Annotated in this window: 18 protein-coding genes and 1 tRNA gene; 9 read left to right on the top strand and 10 right to left on the bottom strand. The window is 34.4% G+C overall.

The window, feature by feature from the left end; genetic code table 11:
* The first annotated feature begins 47 nt into the window (after positions 1–47).
* From ES675_RS03485 to ES675_RS03475, 3 genes are all read left to right on the top strand, one after another.
* Positions 48–2807, top strand: coding sequence for a PD-(D/E)XK nuclease family protein (locus ES675_RS03485; RefSeq protein ID WP_066247159.1), 2760 nt, complete (start codon positions 48–50; stop codon positions 2805–2807).
* Positions 2804–3658, top strand: a complete 855-nt coding sequence (locus tag ES675_RS03480; RefSeq protein ID WP_066247156.1) for an alpha/beta hydrolase family protein — start codon at positions 2804–2806, stop codon at positions 3656–3658. Before ES675_RS03485 ends, ES675_RS03480 begins: the two co-directional genes overlap by 4 nt.
* Positions 3659–3755: 97 nt before the next feature.
* A complete protein-coding gene (locus tag ES675_RS03475; RefSeq protein WP_066247151.1) occupies positions 3756–4292 on the top strand; it encodes a hypothetical protein in 537 nt (178 codons plus the stop codon).
* Here ES675_RS03475 and ES675_RS03470 read toward each other — a convergent pair.
* From ES675_RS03470 to ES675_RS03460, 3 genes are all read right to left on the bottom strand, one after another.
* A complete protein-coding gene (locus ES675_RS03470) occupies positions 4289–6646 on the bottom strand; it encodes a hybrid sensor histidine kinase/response regulator (protein WP_066247149.1) in 2358 nt (785 codons plus the stop codon). The two genes, ES675_RS03475 and ES675_RS03470, sit on opposite strands and share 4 nt — an antisense overlap.
* Positions 6647–6823: 177 nt before the next feature.
* Positions 6824–6897: transfer RNA gene (locus ES675_RS03465), tRNA-Ala, on the bottom strand.
* Between the two features lie 89 nt (positions 6898–6986).
* Complete coding sequence (locus ES675_RS03460) at positions 6987–7784, bottom strand: universal stress protein (RefSeq protein WP_066247146.1); 798 nt, start codon at positions 7782–7784, stop codon at positions 6987–6989.
* A gap of 56 nt (positions 7785–7840) precedes the next feature.
* Here ES675_RS03460 and ES675_RS03455 point away from each other — a divergent pair, with 56 nt between their 5' ends.
* The 3 genes from ES675_RS03455 to ES675_RS16375 are packed head-to-tail and all read left to right on the top strand — an operon-like array spanning position 7841 to position 9873.
* Positions 7841–8341, top strand: a complete 501-nt coding sequence (locus tag ES675_RS03455) for a GNAT family N-acetyltransferase (protein ID WP_066247142.1) — start codon at positions 7841–7843, stop codon at positions 8339–8341.
* A complete protein-coding gene (locus ES675_RS03450) occupies positions 8338–9672 on the top strand; it encodes an MATE family efflux transporter (RefSeq protein ID WP_066247140.1) in 1335 nt (444 codons plus the stop codon). The genes ES675_RS03455 and ES675_RS03450 overlap by 4 nt, the downstream gene beginning before the upstream one ends.
* Before the next feature lie 27 nt (positions 9673–9699).
* The gene (locus ES675_RS16375) at positions 9700–9873 is read left to right on the top strand and encodes a hypothetical protein (RefSeq protein ID WP_211362532.1); all 174 of its coding nucleotides are present in this window, start codon (positions 9700–9702) and stop codon (positions 9871–9873) included.
* A gap of 82 nt (positions 9874–9955) precedes the next feature.
* Here ES675_RS16375 and ES675_RS03445 read toward each other — a convergent pair whose 3' ends face one another.
* Positions 9956–10597 carry a 2OG-Fe(II) oxygenase gene (locus ES675_RS03445; protein ID WP_066247137.1) on the bottom strand — a complete coding sequence of 214 codons (642 nt, stop codon included), beginning with the start codon at positions 10595–10597 and terminating at the stop codon, positions 9956–9958.
* 89 nt (positions 10598–10686) lie between these two features.
* On the opposite strand from ES675_RS03445, the gene ES675_RS03440 reads away from it, so the two are divergent.
* Both ES675_RS03440 and ES675_RS03435 read left to right on the top strand, forming a co-directional pair.
* Positions 10687–11145 carry a 6-pyruvoyl trahydropterin synthase family protein gene (locus ES675_RS03440; protein WP_066247133.1) on the top strand — a complete coding sequence of 153 codons (459 nt, stop codon included), beginning with the start codon at positions 10687–10689 and terminating at the stop codon, positions 11143–11145.
* 111 nt (positions 11146–11256) lie between these two features.
* The gene (locus ES675_RS03435; protein WP_066247130.1) at positions 11257–12009 is read left to right on the top strand and encodes a UDP-2,3-diacylglucosamine diphosphatase; all 753 of its coding nucleotides are present in this window, start codon (positions 11257–11259) and stop codon (positions 12007–12009) included.
* 11 nt (positions 12010–12020) lie between these two features.
* Here the strand turns inward: ES675_RS03435 and ES675_RS03430 are convergent, their stop codons facing one another.
* The 4 genes from ES675_RS03430 to ES675_RS03415 form a co-directional block, all read right to left on the bottom strand.
* A complete protein-coding gene (locus tag ES675_RS03430; protein WP_066247127.1) occupies positions 12021–13289 on the bottom strand; it encodes an MFS transporter in 1269 nt (422 codons plus the stop codon).
* Positions 13290–13399: 110 nt separating this feature from the next.
* Positions 13400–15091 carry a single-stranded-DNA-specific exonuclease RecJ gene (recJ, locus tag ES675_RS03425; RefSeq protein WP_066247123.1) on the bottom strand — a complete coding sequence of 564 codons (1692 nt, stop codon included), beginning with the start codon at positions 15089–15091 and terminating at the stop codon, positions 13400–13402.
* A gap of 118 nt (positions 15092–15209) precedes the next feature.
* Positions 15210–17042, bottom strand: coding sequence for a T9SS type A sorting domain-containing protein (locus tag ES675_RS03420; protein ID WP_082985822.1), 1833 nt, complete (start codon positions 17040–17042; stop codon positions 15210–15212).
* A gap of 105 nt (positions 17043–17147) precedes the next feature.
* The gene (locus ES675_RS03415; protein ID WP_066247117.1) at positions 17148–17576 is read right to left on the bottom strand and encodes an OsmC family protein; all 429 of its coding nucleotides are present in this window, start codon (positions 17574–17576) and stop codon (positions 17148–17150) included.
* Between the two features lie 101 nt (positions 17577–17677).
* Between ES675_RS03415 and ES675_RS03410 the strand changes: the two genes are divergently transcribed.
* Entirely contained in the window at positions 17678–18268 is a 591-nt protein-coding gene (locus ES675_RS03410) for a carboxymuconolactone decarboxylase family protein (RefSeq protein ID WP_066247114.1), read from the top strand.
* 72 nt (positions 18269–18340) lie between these two features.
* Here ES675_RS03410 and ES675_RS03405 read toward each other — a convergent pair whose 3' ends face one another.
* Positions 18341–20068 carry a M28 family peptidase gene (locus ES675_RS03405; RefSeq protein WP_066247111.1) on the bottom strand — a complete coding sequence of 576 codons (1728 nt, stop codon included), beginning with the start codon at positions 20066–20068 and terminating at the stop codon, positions 18341–18343.
* A 38-nt stretch (positions 20069–20106) separates the two neighbouring features.
* Complete coding sequence (locus ES675_RS03400; protein ID WP_066247107.1) at positions 20107–20679, bottom strand: uracil-DNA glycosylase family protein; 573 nt, start codon at positions 20677–20679, stop codon at positions 20107–20109.
* Between the last annotated feature and the right edge of the window lie 38 nt (positions 20680–20717).

Below are 20717 nucleotides of genomic sequence, written 5' to 3'. Positions count from 1 at the left end.
AATAGAAAAACGCTCCGAATATTCGGAGCGTTTTTTATTTTTATAACATGACAACTTTTATACATGACGTCCTTGCCGATTTAACTAAAAAGCAAGTTGATATTTCCAATATTACACTTATTCTGCCTAGCAAACGTGCTGGTGTGTTTTTAAAACATGAATTATCCACGTCATTACAAAAACCCATATTTTCTCCAACCATATTAAGTATTGAAGAGTTTGTAGAGGAACTTTCACAGCTTAGAGCTATTTCAAATACCGAATTACTTTTTGAGTTTTATGAAACCTATCTTCAGGTTCACAACGAAAAAAATCCAGATAGCTTTGATGTCTTTTCTAAATGGGCACAAATACTGCTTCAAGATTTTAATGAAATTGACAGATATCTTATTCCGCAAGAAAAGATATTCGACTATTTAAGTGCTATTAAAGAGATAAATCACTGGTCAGTTGACACCAACCAAACGGATTTTGTAAAAAATTATCTCGTATTCTGGAAAAAGCTTAAAATCTATTACAACCAACTTACCGAAAATCTCGTAAATAAAAAGAAAGGGTATCAAGGTTTAATATATCGAGAAGCTGTTGAAAGCATTCAGAATTATATTGAAGCCAACCCTGAAAAACATCACGTCTTTTTAGGTTTCAACGCGCTGAATAAAGCCGAAGAAACCATAATTCAAGAACTATTAGAAAATAGTCATGCTGATATTTATTGGGATATTGATAAAGCATTTTTTGAAAATAAAAATCATGATGCCAGCTTATTTATCAGGCAACATAAAAAAAATTGGAATTATTTCGAAACCAATTCTATGAATTGGATAGCGGACAACTACACAGAACCAAAAGGCATTTCGGTTATTGGTGTACCCAAAAATGTTGGGCAAGCTAAATGTATCGGTAATATCCTGAATAAACTCCATAAAGAAAATAATTCGCTTAATAATACAGCGGTTGTTTTGGGCGAAGAATCCTTGTTATTACCTGTTTTAAATTCTATCCCAGAATCCATAAATGCACTGAATATCACGATGGGATTGCCCTTAAAATCCATTCCATTAGCAACCTTGTTTGAACAGCTATTCTTTATCCACAAAAAGGAAACAAATGACTATTATTTTAAGGACGTTATTAAATTATTATCACATCAATTTATAAGTCCACTACTCCAATCTGGCACTTCTAACGACTTGCAAAAGGTGGTTCAAATTATAGAATCTAATAATTTAATATACATTTCTTTAGCGCGATTAACGGCATTAGCACCTCAACACGAAGCTTTGTTTCACCTGCTTTTTGGAAACTGGAGGAATAACACATCAACTGCCTTAAATAGCTGTCAACAACTAATTCTAAAAATAAAAGCACATTTAGAACAGCATAAAAAGGAAAATATATTAGCACTAGAACATCTATTCAAATTCAATACGCTTTTTAATGAGCTTACCCTTTTGGATAATCAGTATAAACATCTAAAAGATATTACTAGTCTATTTAGCGTGTACAAAGAGCTCTTAAGTTCCGAAACATTAGATTTTAAAGGCGAACCATTAGAAGGTTTACAAATTATGGGTATGTTAGAATCCCGTGTTTTAGATTTTGAAACCGTTATTATATCATCCGTAAATGAAGGCATTTTACCATCGGGAAAAAGTAATAATTCGTTTATTCCTTTTGATGTAAAACTGGAAAACAAACTCCCAACCTATAAAGAGAAGGATGCTGTTTATACCTATCACTTTTACCGATTATTACAACGTGCTAAACGTGTATTCATTATTTATAATACCGAAATTGACGCGTTAAAGGGTGGTGAGAAAAGTCGTTTTATAACCCAATTGGATCTAGAAAATATCCATAAAATTAAGCACACCATTGCTGTTCCAGATATTTCCATGAATTCTAATTTGAACGAAATTGTTATTACAAAAAATGACGATATTCTAAATCAAATTAAAACCTATGCCGCCAAGGGGTTTTCACCATCTGCTTTAACCAGTTATATTCGGAATCCTATCGATTTTTATTTTCAGAAAGTGTTGAAAATAAAAGAACATGATGATGTTGAAGAAACCGTTGCTGCCAATACACTTGGAACGGTTATCCATAACACATTGGAAGATTTCTACAAACCTTTTGAAGGCCAACAAATAACATGGGAACAGGTTGCAGAAATGAAACTCAAAATAAATGCAACCGTTACCAAACATTTTAAAGATTTATATAAAGAAGGCGATATTACGAAAGGGAAAAATTTAATTGTCTTTGAAATTGCCAAGCGCTACATATCTAATTTTTTAGATTTAGAAATAGCCGATTTAAAAGACGGAAACATTCTTGAAATTATCGCTATTGAACTTAATAATACAGCAGAAATACAAATTCCTGAACTTGATTTTCCTGTTAGAATTACGGGTAAAGTAGATCGTGTTGACAAACGAAATGGTATAACACGAATTATAGATTATAAATCGGGTCGTGTAGATCCTGCTAAAGTACAAATAACCAATTGGGACGATTTAACAACGGATTACGACAAGTACAGTAAATCATTCCAGGTTTTAACGTATGCGTACCTAATGCATGCTAAAAAACCTTTTACGGAACCTGTAGAAGCGGGAATAATTTCGTTTAAGAACTTAAGCGCTGGATTTTTAAAATTTCATAAAAAACAAATGGGAAGTCGCGATAAGGAAGCGCTTATTTCTAATGAAATATTAGCAGACTATGAAGCCCAACTAAAACAGCTTATTTTAGAAATCTGCAACCAAAAAGTAGATTTTATTGAAAAAAAGATTTCGTGATACTCAAAAATTTAATTTTAAATAGAAACCACCAGAAACCAATTGTTTGGGACGCTTTTTTTAATAAAAATGGGGAACAAAAACCATTAGTTGTATTCTGTCACGGCTATAAAGGTTTTAAAGATTGGGGACCATGGAATATGGTAGCCGAACAGTTTTCAAAAGCTAATTTGTTTTTTGTTAAATTCAATTTTTCACATAATGGAGGTACCGCTGAAAATCCAATTGATTTTCCGGATTTAGAGGCCTTTGCAGAAAATAATTACAGTAAAGAGCTGAATGATTTGGGCGACTTTCTAAATTTTTTAATGTCAGAAGAAAATGAATTATTAAAAGAAATTAATCCCAATAATGTGACGCTCATTGGGCATTCACGTGGTGGTGGAATTTCAATATTAAAAGCGTCCAAAGACGCTAGAATAAAAAAACTCATTACATGGGCAAGTGTTTCTAATTTTTCCAATAGAACGGCAACGATAGGAGATTTAAAAGCATGGAAAGAAGAAGGCGTTAAGTATGTTTTAAACAGTAGAACCCAACAGCAAATGCCTCATAATTATCAATTTTATGAAGATTTTAAAACTCATGAAAAACAACTCAATATTGAAGCAGCATCTAAAAGAATTAAAATTCCGCAGCTAATAATACACGGTATTGATGATCCATCCGTAAAATTTAATGAGGCAGAAGCATTGCATAAATGGAATATGAGTAGTCAATTAATTGGAATAGAAAATTCTAATCACGTTTTTAATGGACAGCATCCTTGGAATAATATGGTTTTGCCCAAAGCACTTGAAACTGTTGTTTCATCAAGTATTTCTTTTATAATGCCGCCAAAAAAAATCTGATTTTAATAAGCTGCAACCTTTATTTTTCATTCTCACAAAAATCTACTTAACACATTTTTAGTATCTTACAGTAAATAATCGATGAAATAACACCGATATGTTTACCGTAAAAGTTGAAAATAGTCTGATTACGCATTGCGAAACTATTGTTAAAACTCATGATTTCGGAAAGCGTTTCACGGCTAATGGTACCAAAAAACAACAACTAACTGGAATTATTGGGCAGTCTGTGGTGATGTCTTTTTTTAATTTAGGCATGATGGATGGATCAGGCGGATGTGATGATGGCGTAGATTTAATTGTGAACAACAAAACTATTGATGTTAAAACAATGGGGCGCACGACTGATGTTAGGAAATATTACACCAACAATTTTTTAAAACTTCAAGACTATTTTAAAACAGAAATTTATATTTTTTGTAGTTATCATAAAACCAAACAAGAATTGACCGTTTGCGGATGGATAGATAAAGTTAGTTTCATAGAAAAAAGACGGTTTTTCCCTAAAGGAACCATTCGTACCCGAACCAATAATACAACATTTACAACCTTTGCCGATTTATTTGAAATTGACAATTGCCATTTAAATGATGTTATTGACATTCCAGATTTAAAACAGCAACTTTACTTTTAAGCTGGTTTTGCCAAAACAGGAGTACAATCAAATAATTTTTCAAATAGGAGCGCTTTATTTATTGGCTTGGTCATATAATCAGTCATACCAATATCAATTACTTTCTGTTGTGTTTCCTGCATAGCATCAGCAGTAACTGCAATAATTGGAATATTTTGATTCTTTAAACCAAGTTGTCCACTTCTAATTATTTCAGTGGCTTCATACCCATCCATAATTGGCATTTGCAAATCCATTAAAACAACATCAAAACAGGTTTCTTTTAACATATTTATAGCTCTTAAACCATTTTCGGCTACTTCAAATGTAAATTTAGAATTCATTTGTAAAAGCTTTTTCATAATCATTTGATTCATTAAATTATCTTCTACAATTAAAATATGCTTCTCGGCATTTGAATCATTATTTATGGAAATTAGTGGTTTTTGCTGTTGTTCACGATTAATTTCTAAAGGAATATCAATATAAACGTCCGTTCCCACACCTTCTTGACTATCAATAGTAATTTCGCCTTCAAAACGTTTTACTAAATGATTTACAATGGTTAACCCTAATCCCAATCCACCAAACTGACGTTTGTTATCATTTCGCATTTGACTAAAACTATCAAAAACATCTTCTTGTAAATTTAATGGTATGCCTACACCTGTATCGGAAAAATGAAAAGAAAAGCGACTTGTAGTATTAGAGATATCAACGCATTGCATTTCAAAAGAAACTGTACCAGACTCCGTGAACTTTACCGCGTTTCCAAGAACATTATTGATAATTTGTATAAACCGATCGCTATCGCCAAGAACACTTTTTGGTACCGTTCCTTTAATTTGAAACGTATATTGTAGACCTTTATTTTCGGCTTGAAGTTTCCAGTTTTCGCTAATCTGCTGTAATAGTTCTAAGGGTTTAAAAACATCATGCTTTAAAATTAATTCGTTTTTCTCAATTTTTTCAAAATCTAAAATATCATTTATATTACTGAGTAAGCTATAAGAGGCGTTTTTAATAATTTCTAAACATGAACTATCTACTGCCCCGTTTTGCTGTTCCAATTGTTCTTGAGTGGCCCCTAAAATAGCATTGAGAGGCGTTCGCAATTCATGACTCATATTAGACATGAAATAGGTTTTCACCTCACTAATTTCTTCTGATTTTTTTAATGCTAAAGCTTGTGAAACTTCTTTTTCTTCACGTAACTTTCTAATCAGGTTCGTCATGGATAAGGATAAGAATATCACCTCAAGACCTGCACCAAATTTGGCACTATTTTCAGTGTAAAAATTATTAGGCAACAAACTCAAGTTGTTCATAACGAAACCGAGTAAGCCAATCACTAAAAACAAAATGCCTATTGAGAAAAAAGCATCTAAAGCAATCCGTCTATAGCGCATAACAAATACCGTAAACAAGATTAATAGCAGACTAATCAAACCATTAACATTACTAACAGGATAGGTCATTTTTAATGTAAATTCATTAATAAAAATGCAAGCAAATAGAATAGATATCACGATGTAAATAACTTGATAGTATTTAGTCACGTTTTTAAAATGGCTTTTTATATTTAAAAAATGTTCACAATACTTCAACAAGAATAAATTAGAAAATAATGCCGTAATTAAAACCATACGACTATTAAAATACCCGCTTTCTGGCCAAACAAATTCAAATAATAATCCATCTAATGCCGCTTGAAGCAAAGCTATTGAAAACACATATAATCCGTAATATAGAAATGAACGCTCTTTTAAACTAATGTAGAAAAACAAATAGATTATACCTGCTAGCAATAAAACACCATAAAACAAACCTAGAAATAGTTGTTGGTTGTAGGTGTTTTGTAAAAATTCAGACTCATTATATAAATTTAATGGTAAGTTGATAGTTTCACCATCACTTTTTAAATGCAAATAAAATTGTTGAGTAGATTTAGGAGGTAGTTTAATTTTAAAAACGGTTGATCTGTAGTTAACCTGGCGCTCACCAAATGGAATTTGGTCGCCACTTTTAAAACGTTCAGTACCAGTAGCTGCTATTTGATATAAATTGGCAACATCTGTAATAGGTCTGGCTGTTTCTAAATAATAAACATGTTCAGTTGCTTGCGAGTTGGTTAGTTTAAACTGAATCCAAAAATTATCAGACGTAAAACCTACACTGTGGTTTTCTGATTGCAACGGTTTATAAATTAAATTTTCGTTTAATTGAATGTCTTCAATACTATAAGCTATATCACCAACATTGGTAAAACTTGCAAATTGATATAAAGGAACATCATTAGTTTCTGGATTAAATTCTTGGCTTTGAGCGTTTATAGAATAGCTGCAAAAAAGGGCAATTAATAAAACAAATTTCATAATAAGTTAGGTTGGGGCCATATCTACGCAGTACTAATTCATGAGGTTTTAAAAAGCGTCTGATATTCGATAAAACCATCGAAAAAACCTTTGAAATACACGATTTTACTGAAACTGCGAAAAACTATTATAAAATTTAAGCATAAAAAAAGCAATGCTTTCACATTGCTTTTTAAGTGGAGAATATCGGAGTCGAACCGATGACCTCTACGCTGCCAGCGTAGCGCTCTAGCCAGCTGAGCTAATCCCCCAAAATAAACGTATGGCTAGTAATATTGTCTATTGAGCAACGAAAATAAACTATTTTTATTTAGGTTTAATCCTTCTTCTGAAGAATTATTTATTTCACACCACTTAATACTAAAACAGGTAGTGTATTGCTCTGAAAATCTTTTTTCAAGATGGTATTTTTCTCCCAAAGTTTAGAGAAAAATCCACGTTTACGTCTTACCACACATAACATATCTGGATCATTATCCTTATAATGTTCTAGCACGCCTTGAAACGTTGTGCCATTTTCCGTTTTAGTAATATTCGTTATTAATTTCGCCAAATCTGGATTTATTTCAAAATCACCTTCATTATAAAATGGTGTTTGTACGAGCAATAAATTCACAATAGATCGGAACTGATCTTTAATGGCAATTAGCGGTATTAAGGCTGATTCCTTTTTAATTATAGCCGACTTTAAAGCGACTAAAATATAAACAATAGGTTTAAAACTGATGCCTTCAGGGACTATTAATGCTGGAATATTAGTCTGTTTAATGATTTTTCCAGACGTTTTTCCTAGATATACTTCTTCCCGCAAGGAGTTAGTCCTTGGTTCTATCATAATTAAATCAATATCTAAAGAGTGACAAACCAATTCAAGCGTATCTACCAATTTTCCTTTAAATGATTTTACAACAACCTCAACACCCTTTGTATCAACTTGAGCCACGTGCGACTTTAAAAATTCATAACTTTCACGCTCTAAAATATGATCCACTTTTATCATGGTTCCAGCTTTGGAATAAATATTATAAACTTGAACCACATAAATTTTCGCACCAAATGCTTTGGCAAAATCCACAGCATACTGCAAATGACTAACCGCATTTTTAGACGATCCTACTGGTACTAAAATATTCTTCATATTGAAAAAATTATAACTAATTTAGGTGAAAATTTACGCAAAAATACGCTTTTATTATGATTCGGAAAGGAACCACTCAAGATATTGATGCAATTTTAGAAATTACCAAAGCCTGTGCTATTGATATGATTTCTAAAAACATACAACAATGGAATTCTCAATACCCTAGCCGAAGTGCCTTTAAAAATGATGTGGCTAGAAATGAATTATACGTTCTAGAGGAAGCTAAAAAAATTATAGGCTGTTTAGTTCTTTCTACTAAAATGGATGCTGAATACGAAACTATAGGCTGGCTAACACCAAACTCCAATAACTTATATATTCATAGGGTGGCCATACACCCGGATTACCAAGGTAAAGGATGGGCTAGAAAACTGATGGATTTTGCTGAAAATATTGCAAACAAAAATGAATTTACCTCTATCAGGTTAGATACGTTTTCAAAGAACGCTAGAAACCAAAAGTTTTACGAACTTCGCGGTTATAAGAAATTAGGGTCTATTTATTTTCCAAAACAAAGTGAACATCCCTTTTACTGTTACGAATTCGTATTGTGAGCACCAACATTAGTTTAAAACATATTAATAAATTAGCCATTCCTGCATTAATTGCTGGTGTGGCAGAACCAATTTTGTCTATTACTGACACGGCTATTGTAGGAAATATTTCCGAAAACGCTACAGAATCATTAGCAGCTGTGGGTATTGTTGGCACCTTTATTTCCATGCTAATTTGGGTTTTAGGCCAAACGCGAAGTGCTATTTCGTCCATTGTTTCACAATATGTTGGATCTAATAATCTAGATAAGGTAAAAAATCTGCCAGCTCAAGCTATTTTTATAATTACATCATTAAGTATTTTTATAATTCTAGGAACCTATCCGTTTGCCGAAAGCATTTTTAAACTCTATAATGCCTCTGATTTAATTCTGAATTATAGTGTTGAGTATTATCAAATTCGGGTTTTTGGATTTCCTTTTACCCTATTTACAATTGCAATTTTTGGCACCTTTAGAGGACTTCAAAACACCTATTACCCAATGATTATTGCCATTGTTGGCGCCAGTGTGAATATTGTTCTAGACATCGTTTTGGTTTATGGTATTGAAGGATATGTTCCTGCCATGAATATTAAAGGCGCAGCTTATGCAAGTGTTATTGCTCAAATGTTAATGGCTATTATTTCGGCTTATTATTTATTGACAAAAACAGCTATTCCATTGCGTTTTAGTTTTCCGTTTAACAAAGAAATTAATCGGTTTGCTATTATGATTCTCAATTTGTTTGTTAGAACTCTTGCTTTGAATGTAACCCTTTACTTTGCTAGTTCATTTTCTACCAGTTATGGTAAAGAATACATTGCCGCATACACCATTGCTATAAATTTATGGTTTTTAGGTGCTTTTATAATTGATGGTTATGCCAGTGCTGGAAATATTTTATCAGGAAAATTATTAGGAGGAAAAGAATATGGCAAATTAATTACCTTAAGTAATAAACTGATAAAATATGGCGTTATTTTAGGTGTTATTATGGCTGTTTTAGGTTCCATTTTCTATAATTTTATTGGTCATGTTTTCACGAAGGAAGAATCAGTTTTAATTGAGTTTTACAATGTGTTCTGGATTGTTTTAGCCATGCAACCACTATGTGCTATTGCATTTATTTTTGATGGCATGTTTAAAGGGCTTGGAAAAATGAAAGTTCTACGCAACGTATTATTAATGGCAACCTTTCTCGTTTTTGTTCCGCTATTATTTTTGTTGGATAGTTTAGATTACAAGCTTTATGGCATTTTTATTGCTTTTACATTTTGGATTATTGCCAGAGGATTGCCACTAATTATAAAATTTAGACAAGAATTTTTACCGCTTTCGGAAAAACAGTAACTTTGACATCTAATTGTTAGTAAAATGATGGCACTTATTTCGATTTTGCAAGAAGTAAATATTGAAGAGAAAGTAAAAAACGCACCAAATAGCGATTATGAAATAGGTGTATTTATAGGCTCATTTGTACCCTTTTTGGTACTTGTAATAATTGCTTACGCTATTTACAGATATAATAAAAACAACTCAAATATAGATTAGTATGGGCGGAAATATGCTTTTTTTAGTTTTGGCAATTGTATTGATAATCATTTATGTTTACAACCGCAATAAACGCCGATAATTAGCGCGTTTTAAGCCAGCCGGTAATACTTAATCGTTCGGTTTTTACGGGCTTGACTTCGTGTTCTAATATTTGACTTTCAAAAATAACCACACGCCCTGGAAACGGGTAGATTACCTTTTCTGTTTCTTTGCCATTTTCATTTAAATACAATACCAATTCCCCACCGTTTTCAGGGAGCCATCCATCTTCATTTAAATAACATACAAAGGATAATTTTCGTCGGTCGTCGTTCTGAAACGTATCCAAATGCCGTCTGTAATATGTACCTTCCGGATACAATGCGTAGTGAAACTCTTTATGTAAAATACCTAAAAAACACGTTTTGTTTAAGTATTCAATGAGGTTATTTATTTTACTGAAGAAAGCGGCTTCTAATGGATCTGCTCGGTTTTCGTCAATCCATAAAATCACATCACCACGAATGGATTTTTCTATCACTTCATTCACCCTATTCCCAATAGCGGCCTTTTTAAAAACATCAGCTTCATGTTTATCTAATAACGATTTTCTTAATTCCAAAACCTCCAGATCGGTGAAAAAATTTTCAACCAAACTGTATTTCTGTGTTAAAATATCATCAATAATACGCTCATATTGTAAATTTTCAACAAAAGCAATTTCTTCAAATAATTGATTCATAAGTAGATGCAAAATAAAAAGTGGGCAAATGTACTCTAAAAACCGTTTCCTTTTACAAAACGATTATCTTTGCATGGAAAATTAATAGTATGGGAAATATTCGAATTACAAAACAGTTCTCATTCGAGACAGGACATGCCCTTTATGGCTATGACGGGAAATGTAAAAATGTACATGGCCATAGTTATAAATTATCGGTAACCGTTATTGGAAAACCAATTTCAGATTCGGGTAATGTCAAGTTTGGAATGGTGATTGATTTTGGTGATTTAAAAAAAATTGTGAAAACAGAAATTGTTGATGTGTTTGATCATGCCACTGTTTTTAATAAAAACACACCACATGTAGAACTGGCAAAAGAGCTTCAGGTTCGTGGTCATAATGTACTTTTGGTGGATTATCAGCCAACAAGTGAAATGATGGTGATTGATTTTGCCGACAAAATAAAGTCCTTATTACCTAGTCATATTGCATTACATTCTTTAAAACTTCAGGAAACAGATACCAGTTTTGCAGAATGGTATGCTAGTGATAACAAACCACTTTAAAAAAAAGGATCTCATAACTAAAAGACACTGAACATTATGTTGTGTATTTAAGTTTATAAACTGAATAACTATTAGATTCCTGCCTCCGCAGGAATAGATTATATTTACTACATGAACATCCCAAAAGGAAAAAAAATATATTTCGCATCCGATAATCATTTGGGTGCACCAACAGCAGAAGCCTCACGCCCTCGTGAACAAAAATTTGTTGCGTGGTTAGACGAAATTAAGGGCGATGCTGCTGCTATTTTCTTGATGGGTGATTTATTCGATTTTTGGTTCGAATATAAAACCGTGGTGCCAAAAGGTTTTACGCGAACGCTAGGCAAGCTTGCCGAGATAACGGATTCTGGGATTCCTATTTACTTTTTTGTGGGTAATCACGATTTATGGATGGATGGCTATTTTGAAGAAGAGTTGGGGATTTCTGTCTATCATAAACCACAAGAATATACCTTTAACAATAAAACGTTTTTAATTGGTCATGGTGATGGATTAGGCCCTGGTGACACAGGATACAAACGCATGAAAAAAGTTTTTAAAAACCCTGTTTTTCAGTGGCTTTTTAAATGGTTGCATCCTGATATTGGTGTGAGAATTGCCCAATATTTAAGTGTGAAAAATAAGCTGATTTCAGGTGATGATGACGCCAAGTTTTTAGGCGAAGACAATGAATGGTTGGTTCAATATTGCAAACGAAAATTAGAAACTAAACACAGCGACTATTTTATTTTTGGCCACAGACATTTACCGTTAGAAATAGACCTCAACGAAAATTCGAAATATGTGAATCTAGGCGATTGGATTCAATATTATACCTATGGTGTTTTTGATGGTGAAACATTAGAGTTGAAGAAATTTTAAAGTATAAACATTTACTCCGCATTTTCATGTTCCTCCAAATCGGCTGTTAAATCTAGCTTTCTAAATGTTGGCGAAACAATTCCTGTAGTAAGTACCGTAATTAAAGTCATAGTTCCACCAAAAACAACAGCTGTTACTGTTCCCATATATTTGGCTGTTAAACCGCTTTCAAGCGCACCTAATTCGTTAGAAGAACCCACAAACATAGAATTCACTGAAGATACACGACCACGCATATGATCTGGAGTTTTAATTTGAAGAATGGTTTGTCTAATGACCATGGATATACCATCAGTAACACCACTAAAGAAGAGCGCAACGACTGAAACCCAAAATATGGAAGAAAGACCAAACACAATAATACAAAGTCCGAAACCAAAAATAGCAACTAGAAGTTTCATTCCGGCATTTTTACTTATTGGAATATATGCAGTCACCAACATGGTTAAAAAGGAACCAACTGAAGGAGCTGCTACTAAAACCCCAAAACCCTGTGGGCCAATTTTTAAAATATCTTCTGCGAAAACTGCTGCTAAAGCAATTGCGCCTCCAAATAAAACGGAAACCATATCTAAAGTAATAGCACCTAAAATTGCTTTCGTATTAAAAACGAATGATAATCCTTCTTTTAAACTTGAAATAACACCCTCACCTATTTTCGGGTTCAGTATTGGTTTCCTTGGTATTTGAAATATGGTTATAAATGAAAACAATATCAATCCAAAAATAATGCATAGAGACCAATGAACGCCAATCCAGCTGATTGAAAATCCTGCAAATCCAACGCCTAAAACTCGTGCCATTTGCCATGTAGAACTATTCCAAGTTGCCGCATTTGGATATATTTTTTTCGGAACAATAAGTGCTACTAAGGAAAAAATGGTTGGCCCGAAAAATGCTCTCAATAAACCACCAAAAAATACCAAAGCATAAATAGAATAGAGAATGCTATTTTTAGACCATGATTCCATCACAGATGGAGACGTTAGCCAAAACAATCCAAAACTTATTAATGAAAATGCAGCAATACATAAAGCCAAAAGATTTCTCTTTTCACGCTGATCAACTATATGTCCTGCAAACAAAGCCATAACGAATGCAGGAGCAAACTCAAAAAGACCAATCAACCCTAAACTCAATGGATCTTTTGTCAACGCATAAACCTGCCATTCTATAACAATAAATTGCATAGACCAACCAAAAATCAATGCAAAGCGAACTAACAGAAATATATTGAATTCTTTGATACGCAAGGCTGCGTAGGGATCTTTTTTTGCCATGTTGATGCATTCATAGACGATACTAGAATCGTGACTATTTTACAAAAGTATTGAAATCTAAAATAACAATCTTCTTAATTTTAGATTTAGAACAGATACAAAAATGAGCATTATTTTATATCCCGAAGTTTCAACTGCAAGGAAACCTGATTATTCCAATGGTTTTCATCAATAGAATACACGGCAGAGAAGGGTTTTTTATCTGTAATTAAGTCAAGTTTATCACCTAAACTAAATCCTATGCAGACTAATTTATTGCTACGTTCTGGATTGGTAACTGTAATCCGTAAATGGCTTTTATCTTCACCAACACATTTGCCATAACCGGTATCATGCAGATTATCTGTCATGAAAACTGGCGACATATTTCCAGGGCCAAATGGCGCAAATTGTTTTAAAATGCGGTGAAATTTTGATGTTACATCGGCTAACTCAATTTGGGCATCAATTTTAATTTCTGGTATTAATAACGATCTATCAATAGTTTTTGAAACCTCATCTTCAAAAGCTTGCTTAAAGGCTTCATAGTTTTCAGATTTCAAGGTAAGTCCTGCCGCATATTTATGGCCACCAAACTGTTCAATATGTTCCGCGCAAGCCTCCAAGGCGTTATACACATCAAAACCACTGATCGAACGTGCCGAAGCCGCTAACCGATCACCACTTTTGGTAAATACCAAGGTTGGCCTGTAGTAGGTTTCTATTAATCTAGAAGCTACAATACCAATTACCCCTTTGTGCCACGCTTCGTGATATACAACGGTTGTAAAACCTTCCTGCTCATTATTCGTTTCTATTTGGGCTAGCGCTTCTAAAGTAATGCGTTTATCGGTTTCTTTTCTATCAGAATTAAAAAACTCAATTTCTTCAGCATAGGTTTTCGCCAATTCCGGATCGGTTTCCGTTAATAAGGTCACGGCATAATTACCGTGTTTCATACGTCCCGCCGCATTAATTCGTGGACCAATAGTAAATACAACATCCGTAATAGTAAGTGTTTCTTTTTTAACTTCGGAAATGATAGCTGCAAATCCTGGGCGCGGATTGGTATTAATAACCTGTAAACCCATATAAGCTAGCGCGCGATTTTCACCCGTTATGGGAACAATATCAGCGCCAATGGCTGTAGCTACTAAATCGAGATATTCGGTTAAATCAGCAGCCGTTTGTCCTTGCTTAGATGCCAAAGCTTGAATGAGTTTAAACCCAACACCACAACCACATAATTCTTTATATGGATACGCACAATCATCACGTTTAGGATCTAAAATAGCAATAGCTTTCGGTAATTCGGCGCCAGGTCTGTGGTGATCACAGATTATAAAATCGATGCCCTTTTCGTTCGCATAAGCCACTTTATCAATAGCTTTTACGCCACAATCTAATGCAATAATGAGCGAGAATCCATTGTCTTCTGCAAAATCAATACCTTTAAAAGATACACCATACCCTTCATCATAGCGATCTGGAATATAGGTTGCAACAAATTCTGTTCGGGTTTTTAAATAGGAACTCATTAAGGCGACAGATGTCGTGCCATCCACATCATAATCGCCATAAACCATTATATTTTCGCCAGTTTCTAATGCTTTTTCAATTCGTGAAACCGCTACATCCATATCTTTCATCAGAAATGGATCATGTAGATCTTTTAAACTTGGCCTGAAAAATGTTTTGGCAGCATCATATGTTTCTATGCCACGTTGCAATAATAAGTTAGCAACAATGGGTTCCACGTTGAGTACTTTTTGCAAAGCATCCACATTTTTAGATTCCGGTTTTGGTTTAATGGTCCAGCGCATATAATATCATTAAATTTACAAGGTAAATGATAAAAGCCTAAAGGTAGGAATTTTTCAATGACACCTTTAGACTTTTATAATGTGTTTGCACACCAACTACTATTTGGAATGTACCTGTTTACTCGATAATGATTTTATGGGTAAATATTTGGTTATTATAAGATAATGAAGCGATATAAACACCCGAAGACAACCCAGAAACATCAATTTTTTGATTGATTTCAGTAGTATGAAGCTTTGTATTTAGAACTTCTTGACCTACAATATTATAAACTTTAAAAGAACTGGAATAAGATTGCATATTGTCATTTAATTTAATATACAAAACATCATTAGCAGGGTTAGGATATATAGCAAAAGGTGACGTAGCCGCTTCTGCCACACTTAAATTACTGGGAGAAAATTTATTGATATACCCTTGTAAACTTTTTAAATATGTACTTCCTAGGGTATCTATATTTTCAGTGCTAGACGTTCGTCCTACGACGTAAAAAGCATCCTCAAAAGGAAAGACCCAAGGAATGGTTTCGTTTTCTTCACCACCAAAAAAAGTACCCCATTCACGTTCGCCTTCGGTAGAGAACTTCATAATAAAGGCATCCATTTGTCCATACAAGGTGTTTCCATAAAGTGTTTCCATAAAGGCTTCTTCCGTGGCAATGTCCAGTAAAACACTTGTCTGCCCTGTGTAATATACGCCACTCTTGCCGCTAAAAACGGATTTGATTCTATGCACATTTTCACCACAAGAAATACCTAAATCCTCGTAGGCTCCCTCAACCCAATCCAAGGTATAGGTAAGCCAGTCTATCTCACCAGAACGGTTTAATTTTGCTAAAAAACCATCGCCACATCCCTTCGATTCCATATAAGCTCCCGGAGTAGCAATACCAGTAACACTCCCATTGGTACTACCTCCAGAGTAACCTGCTATATAAAGCCCCGTGCCATCCAATGCTAAAGATGACATTCCTCCCAAAAATTCTGCTCCAGAACCACCTAGATAGCGACTCCAAAGTCGGGTGCTGCCATCCAATGAAAGGCCCGAAACAAAAGCATCATAAATATTTGAATAGGAGAATGTGTAGCTGCCAAAAGTATCAAAATAGGTATTGGGCACATTAGGAGATGTAGGAAAATCCACCTTGGTACCAGTCACATACAATCCCGAGCCATCCACAACTATACCATTAATACGCGCACTGTTAATTCCATAATAGCTAGTCCATTCACGATCTCCAGAAGCTGTAAACTGGCTTATAGTACTTCCATTACCAAGTGTTTCTGTTTGAAAGGCACCCAAAGTTGTTATATTATTGGTGGGTTGACTATAATTATAATCTGATATATATATATAAATATCATTGACAGTATTTATGGTAATTCCCGCTCTATAATATTCTGGCGACCAAAAATCTTGATGAAAGTTATAAGGTGCTTCGTCATCAGGACGAATGGCACTGTTATAAAAATGCGTGCCCCAAAGCTGGTTACCCTCTGCAGTAAACTTTGCTAAAAAAGCACCACCACCACGATCGGTAGGTTGTTCTTGAAAGGCGCCTGGAGTGGCAATGCCTGTAGCAGAATAGGTAAAGCCTACAACAACAATATTATCGTTACTGTCTATAGCAATGCCTTCTATGACATCAAAATCTTCACCTCCAAAATAGGTTCCCCATAAAAAGTTACCATCACTGCTGTATTTTGTAATAAAGCCATCTGCTTGGCCACCACCGTAGATGGGTTGGTGAGAAGCTGCAGTTGTAGGAAACACATCTGTATCTGTTACAAAACCTACGGAATAAATATTCCCTTCACTGTCCATAGCGTGAGCACGAGTATTTCTCGTAAACTCCGCGTAAGTACCCCATTCCCGTTCGTAAGGAAAAGTTTGGCACATTCCATTATAGAACATGCCAAACAAAAGTAAAAATGTGACGAGTGGTTTCATAATAAATTTGGGTTTAATTAAACAGTTATTCTTAACTAAATATAAGAATTAAAACTAATATTAAGTATTATTGTTTATATTAACCCTGAAAAATAATGATAATAATTATGTATTATGATAATAAATACGCGTTTTTACAGTTGCGAATTTTCGAAACATTTCCATAACACCACAGTATTTTTCGACAGATAAATCGACTGCCTTTTTAATTTTATTTTCATCTAGATTGTCACCATAAAAATGATATTCTACAGAAACGCTATGGTAATATTTAGGATGCTCTTCGGTTAATTCGCCATAAGTATCCATTCGGAAATCGGAAACTTGTACTTTCATTTTATCTAAAACAGACACCACATCCAATCCTGAACAACCTGCTAAAGCCGAAAGCATCATGGCTTTTGGTGATAAGCCTGAACTATGACCACCATGTTCTGGACTGGTGTCCATTAAAACCGTTTTCCCATTTGGGTTATCCGATTCAAATTGTAGATTCCCTTTCCAATGTGTGATTACTTTATTTGTATTTGCCATGTATGTTGATTTTTTTGTTACTTGTTAGGATTAAAATAAAATACTGGTACAAGCTTAAATTGATGCTTGTTCATTCAAAAATACCAATAAAAAAATAGACTATGCCACTTGTAACACCATTATCCGCAGACCACGATTTAGAAACTAAAGAATTAGCAGAATTTTTTAATGAAACACTCGGTTTTTGCCCAAATTCTGTATTAACCATGCAACGCAGACCGGCCATTTCCAAGGCGTTTATAAACCTCAACAAAGCGGTTATGGCGAATGAAGGTCGTGTAACGTCTGCTTTAAAACGCATGATTGCCTGGGTTTCAAGCAACGCAACGGGTTGCAGGTATTGCCAAGCACATGCCATTCGTGCTGCTGAACGCTATGGTGCTGAACAAGAACAATTAGATAATATTTGGGACTATAGAACACATCCGGCTTTTTCGGAAGCGGAACGTGCTGCTCTCGATTTTAGTTTAGCAGCAAGTCAAGTGCCGAATGGCGTTGATGAAACCATTCAAAAGCGCTTACACCAACATTGGAATGAAGGTGAAATTGTAGAAATGTTGGGCGTTATTTCACTGTTTGGATATTTAAATAGATGGAACGATAGCATGGGAACAACTTTAGAAAATGATGCCATAGAAAGTGGAAATCAATTTTTAGGAAAACATGGTTTTGAGGTTGGAAAGCATGTGTAATAAAAGATGTTAGATATTAGACCGCTTCGCTGTTAGAAAATAGATTAAACCTTACTAGAAATAGTGAGGTTTTTATTTACTCAACTCCAAAAGCGCAGCTTCCGAAGTTGCCCGAACCGAAGCTTGTGCTTTCTCAATAGCTTCTTTTAAAGACGTCGCTTCTGGCGACATATCAACCGTTGTGGCTATTGCTTTTACATACCAATCTTCCCAAGCCTTTATAATTTCAATTTGTTCGGCTAGCTTATCACCTTTTTTAATGGCTATTTTTCCTTGTTTTAATTCTTCATGCAATCTGGAAATTGCTGCGGTTTCAATATTCGCAATTATCGTTTTTGCAGTTGTTGCATCAGAATTCAACAGAATATAAGCAGACAGTAAAGACGCTGTTCCCACATTTTTAAGCGTTTCTTTAGATACTTTGTCCAATCGGTCATTATCCGTATGATAAAACTGATCGGTAAAATGCCAAAACAAGACACTTGGAATATTACTTCGTAAAAAAGGCATGTGATCACTTCCACCTTCAAACGGGTTGGTATTGACTTCCCAATTGGCACGTTTGCCTTGGGCTTCAAATTCACCAATAACAAAATCGTTTAAATAATGTGGTTTCATTTGGTCTAAACTCATTTTACTGCCACCCCATTCTGAATGTTTATCATTACCACGTGTCCAAATAGCACTAGGATCTGGCATTTTTTCAATGAGAAATGAACCACCTGTGATGTCTGTATTTTCACCAACCATATCCAAGCTAATTCCCCATTTTATATCTTGAGCACGCGTTTTATCCTCTTGCACATAACGACCTGTAGACACAATTTCGTCTCCCCAAAGAAAGGTTAGTGTTCTGGTAGGATTCCATGTATTATCTTTTAATAACTTTGCTGAAAGCGTTGCCATTTCTAGCGCAACACCAACTCCGGTAGCATTATCATTGGCACCTGGCTCCTGAACATGTGCACTAAAAACTAAACGTTCATTTGGCAATTTATTTCCTTTAATATCGGCAACAATGGTGAGTTCTTCCGATTCATATATTTTAGTTTCTATTTGAACATTTAAGGTAATTGGCCCTTTTGAAAGCGCTTCTTTTAAACGCTCTTTAGCTTGATAGGACAAGGCAATTGCCCAAGGCTTTAATTTAGAATTTAAAGGAATAGAGCGAAATTGAATAGAGGTTGTATTTTTTTCCGGTTGTAAATACGATGGATTATCATACGTCATTAAACCAATAGCGCCACCTTTAACGATGGCGTCATTATAAATACGTGATGGACTGGTTTCAGCGAAAATAATTTTTCCATTCACATCCATTTTTTTTAATTTCTGAACATCTTCTACGTAAATCACTTCTGCTGTAACACCTTCTTTTGGTGTGCTGAAGGAATTTAAAGCCACCATATTTCGGTTGGTTTTATGTGCTAAAAGCGGTGCTTCCTTGCTATTAAAAGTTACCAGCGCATCAACCATTTCCCATGTAGGATTTTTTAATGGACGCTTTTCAATTCGGTAGGTAAGTCGGTTGTTTGGTTTTGACTTTTCTTCTAAAACGAAGCCAGCACTTTCTAAATTTTTAGCTATGAAATTAATACTTTCATTAAATCCTGTATTTCCAACCACACGCCAATATTTTTCAACAAATGCCGTAGTTTCGTAAGCTAAATCGCCTGAAAAATCAGTTATAACTGTTTGCTCTAAACTTTCTTTTGTGGTTTGTTTTTTTATGGATTGTGCTTGAGTTAAGCTTGAAAAAGCCACACTGAAAACGCATAGAAATAGTATTTTTTTAATCATGATAATTGGGTTTTAACCGAAAAATAAAGATAGATTTTTTATTTGATAAGGCTATGGACTTTTGTTTTTAATATAGGTAAAACTTCCGTTTGAAACCAAGGATTTTTAGTCAACCAAAACCGATTTCTAGGCGATGGATGTGGCAAGGGTAAATACATGGGCAAATACGCTTGAAAATTATCAACGGTTTCCGTTAGCGTTTTTTTAGCATCGCTTTTTAAATAATAACGCTGTGCATACATGCCAATGAGTAAAATTAATTCAACATTCGGCATGTGCTCTAAAAGTTGATGATGCCACTGTGGTGCACATTCTGGCCTTGGCGGTAAATCCCCCGACTTGCCTTTTCCTGGGTAACAGAATCCCATAGGCATAATGGCAAAATTTTCAGGGTTATAAAATTGTTCTTTGCTCACATCTAGCCAATTCCGTAATTGCTTTCCGCTAGCATCATCCCAAGGAATTCCTGAAGCATGGACTTTAGTGCCCGGAGCTTGACCTATAATGATAACTTTAGAATTATTATGAGCTGAAACCACAGGCCTTGGACCTAACGGCAAATAGTCTTTACAGATGGTACATTGACTAATGCTATGAAGTAATTCTTGCATATTTTCAATTTAAATATTTAAAGCAATTTTGTAACGTG

It is taken from the genome of Algorimicrobium algoritergicola (assembly GCF_008086165.1).
Taxonomy (GTDB): Bacteria; Bacteroidota; Bacteroidia; order Flavobacteriales; family Flavobacteriaceae; genus Algorimicrobium; species Algorimicrobium algoritergicola.
Note: the sequence above shows the minus strand (reverse complement) of the source record. Positions and strands in the feature narration are given on the sequence as shown.

What these genes read in the sequence shown, in the direction of transcription:
- recJ (WP_066247123.1), bottom strand. Translation starts at nt 15,091, where the DNA reads ATGCGCTGGACCATTAAACCAAAACCGGAATCTAAAAATGTGGATGCT.
- ES675_RS03470 (WP_066247149.1), bottom strand. Translation starts at nt 6,646, where the DNA reads ATGAAATTTGTTTTATTAATTGCCCTTTTTTGCAGCTATTCTATAAAC.
- ES675_RS03400 (WP_066247107.1), bottom strand. Translation starts at nt 20,679, where the DNA reads ATGCAAGAATTACTTCATAGCATTAGTCAATGTACCATCTGTAAAGAC.
- ES675_RS16375 (WP_211362532.1), top strand. Translation starts at nt 9,700, where the DNA reads ATGGCACTTATTTCGATTTTGCAAGAAGTAAATATTGAAGAGAAAGTA.
- ES675_RS03455 (WP_066247142.1), top strand. Translation starts at nt 7,841, where the DNA reads ATGATTCGGAAAGGAACCACTCAAGATATTGATGCAATTTTAGAAATT.
- ES675_RS03430 (WP_066247127.1), bottom strand. Translation starts at nt 13,289, where the DNA reads ATGGCAAAAAAAGATCCCTACGCAGCCTTGCGTATCAAAGAATTCAAT.
- ES675_RS03485 (WP_066247159.1), top strand. Translation starts at nt 48, where the DNA reads ATGACAACTTTTATACATGACGTCCTTGCCGATTTAACTAAAAAGCAA.
- ES675_RS03475 (WP_066247151.1), top strand. Translation starts at nt 3,756, where the DNA reads ATGTTTACCGTAAAAGTTGAAAATAGTCTGATTACGCATTGCGAAACT.
- ES675_RS03415 (WP_066247117.1), bottom strand. Translation starts at nt 17,576, where the DNA reads ATGGCAAATACAAATAAAGTAATCACACATTGGAAAGGGAATCTACAA.
- ES675_RS03435 (WP_066247130.1), top strand. Translation starts at nt 11,257, where the DNA reads ATGAACATCCCAAAAGGAAAAAAAATATATTTCGCATCCGATAATCAT.
- ES675_RS03405 (WP_066247111.1), bottom strand. Translation starts at nt 20,068, where the DNA reads ATGATTAAAAAAATACTATTTCTATGCGTTTTCAGTGTGGCTTTTTCA.
- ES675_RS03460 (WP_066247146.1), bottom strand. Translation starts at nt 7,784, where the DNA reads ATGAAGAATATTTTAGTACCAGTAGGATCGTCTAAAAATGCGGTTAGT.
- ES675_RS03440 (WP_066247133.1), top strand. Translation starts at nt 10,687, where the DNA reads ATGGGAAATATTCGAATTACAAAACAGTTCTCATTCGAGACAGGACAT.
- ES675_RS03410 (WP_066247114.1), top strand. Translation starts at nt 17,678, where the DNA reads ATGCCACTTGTAACACCATTATCCGCAGACCACGATTTAGAAACTAAA.
- ES675_RS03420 (WP_082985822.1), bottom strand. Translation starts at nt 17,042, where the DNA reads ATGAAACCACTCGTCACATTTTTACTTTTGTTTGGCATGTTCTATAAT.
- ES675_RS03445 (WP_066247137.1), bottom strand. Translation starts at nt 10,597, where the DNA reads ATGAATCAATTATTTGAAGAAATTGCTTTTGTTGAAAATTTACAATAT.